Source organism: Dyella sp. ASV21, assembly GCF_016428975.1.
Lineage (GTDB): Bacteria > Pseudomonadota > Gammaproteobacteria > Xanthomonadales > Rhodanobacteraceae > Dyella.
In genome coordinates this window covers 1-2,226 of record NZ_JAELTT010000148.1, presented here as the reverse complement: position 1 = coordinate 2,226, position 2,226 = coordinate 1, and the positions used below count along the sequence as shown (strand labels likewise).

The 2,226-nt window shown below is 54.6% G+C and carries 2 protein-coding genes; both read left to right on the top strand.

Translation table 11 applies throughout. The features are described from left to right. Positions 1-771 precede the first annotated feature (771 nt). The gene (locus JHD67_RS21295) at positions 772-1,242 is read left to right on the top strand and encodes a hypothetical protein (protein ID WP_199101145.1); all 471 of its coding nucleotides are present in this window, start codon (positions 772-774) and stop codon (positions 1,240-1,242) included. 117 nt (positions 1,243-1,359) lie between these two features. Beyond that, positions 1,360-1,746 carry a lysozyme inhibitor LprI family protein gene (locus JHD67_RS21290; RefSeq protein WP_199101144.1) on the top strand — a complete coding sequence of 129 codons (387 nt, stop codon included), beginning with the start codon at positions 1,360-1,362 and terminating at the stop codon, positions 1,744-1,746. The last annotated feature ends 480 nt before the right edge of the window (positions 1,747-2,226 follow it).

Genomic DNA, 2,226 nt, shown 5'->3' with positions numbered 1-2,226 from the left:
TTCGGGAAACAGCACGCTCTGCGACCGATCCACCCCTTCGACGAATCGCTTCATGCGACACTCCGGCTGGTATGACGCTAGGATCGGTGCGTTCGCTTACGGGGTGTTTTCACACAGGCTGGACCCGAAGCGGACCTTGTGTCCAGGTGCCAATAAGCTCAACTGCCGCTCGTTTGTCTGCGAGGAAAAGGAATCCAATGAAAGATCGATCGGCAGCTTTCCTGCTATTTCTTCTTTGCACTGCTTGCGCCCAGGCGACTCAAAAGCCACTCGATTTGACTAGGTCGGATCCGGGTGTCGCTTTCATCTGCGATGGTATTCAAACGAGCAAAGGCCTCATGGGCGAGCGCAAGGTGAAGGCGCAGGCGCTCATCTACCCGAACGCCGACCTTAGGTCGATAGAGGTCGCGCTAACAGGCCAGCCTCGCATGCGGACTCTTTGCGCGGGCGAAACTGAATGCGAAGTTGAGCGTTCAGGAGATCGCATTCACATCAGCGTCAAGCCAAGTACAGCGACGCGCCCGGACCCAGGCTATTCAGAATCGTTCGACTTCGACCAAGCAACGGGGGAACTCCGGTTTGGTGCTGGAGGCACGGATGGTGAATCTGTATTCGTCGGCAAGTGCGAATCTAAACCAGGGCTCCGGTAGCCTCCGTTCGAATAATAGTAATGTCCGCTTGCGACCCGAAGCAGACTTTAGTATTCGGCATGACTGGCCACTTCGAAGGCGCGTCGATAGCTGACAAAGCGCCAAAGGAAGCATAGGAAAGATGCGTAGGCCCTTTTTTGACCCGGAAGAGCTGTCATCCAATCCCTTCGCGTTTGTGGCGGCGATCGGGCTTATCTTCTGGAGCGGCGTCGTTGTCCTGATTTGTGCAAGCAGGATCGCAACCGTATTTTTTTCAGCCGAAGACTTTGTTGTTAGAACGCCTTACCAGGTATGCGAGCAGCCTCTAAACAATCGTTGCGAGACCCACTATTCGATTGTCAGGGCCGGTGGGGAAACCGGTGATTTCGTGCCATTTGGCTATCAGTTCAAACCTGGCCTGCTAGTCGAAGGAACGCACATTGATAAGAGTGCAGCCAGTTTTGCCTACGTCATCGATGATAGGCCCGAGCAGTGGCCCTACCTGGGTGCCCATGTCCTAGCGCTCGCAGGGGGCGTCGGCGGCGTACTGGCTTGGCTGTTCTTTGTAAGAATGGGCATTCTTCCTCTATGGTTCAGGGCCAAGAATGAGTGACCTTGGCGTGCCCCTAACGTCCGCTTCCGACCCGAAGTGGACATGACCAATACGCGTAGGCGTATCAAAATTGATCGATGGAGGTTCAGAGTGTTCGTCGGCAGGAGCTGCAATTACTTGTTCATTTCTTTGGCGCGCTCAGCGTTGTTGCTGATTGTCGCGATACCGTTTCACGTCTTAGCCCAAGACGCTGTTTGCCATAACGATGGATCAGGTCGCGATGCCTACATTTGCGCCGCCCAGGAGACTCGGGCAGCCGATGCAGAGCTGAACGAGGCCTACCAGCAAGCTCTAGGCCAGCTCGATGGTAGCGACAATCTTCGACTAGCAAAGGCCTCCCTTGTTGAGTCGGAGCGTGCTTGGATCAAGTTCAGAGACGCGGATTGCGACGTCCAAACGAACATTTTCAAAGGTGGTTCGATGCAGGGGGCAATGGTTGAAGCATGCAAGAAATCCCTGGCGGAACAGCGGACAAAAGAGCTGAAATCACTTTGGCTTCCGTAGCCTTGTAACCGTCCGCTTCCGACCCGAAGCGGACATCGCGATATTCGCTTGCGCGTTGGCTGAGGGGCTTCGGGATGGCACGGGAATGGAATCTAAGTTGGCGATTGCGGTTTGGCATCGTATGCCTGGCGGCCGCTTACCTATTGGTTGCGTGGCGTTGGAGCGAGCACCACCGGTCAATCATGTCCTCTGCCTATGACTGCGCGGCGATATTTTTCATTCTGGCTTTTATTCCCAGGCGAACGCGATTGTGGGTCGCAGTTTGCAGTGCGATTGCAGTCCCGTTGCTCGTACGACTTGTGTTGGATTTTTCACATTTCTCGAAGTAGTTGCAGGACAAAACTGTCCACTAGCGACTGCGGTTTCAGCCGGTCGTTGCAACACACTAAAGACTGCGCGAGCAGCGGGAGTGTTGCAAGATGTCCCAGCGACCAAAGATTTATTACACCGACGCCCAGATAGGGATGATGTGGGATCGAT

What these genes read in the sequence shown, in the direction of transcription:
- JHD67_RS21295 (WP_199101145.1), top strand. Translation starts at nt 772, where the DNA reads ATGCGTAGGCCCTTTTTTGACCCGGAAGAGCTGTCATCCAATCCCTTC.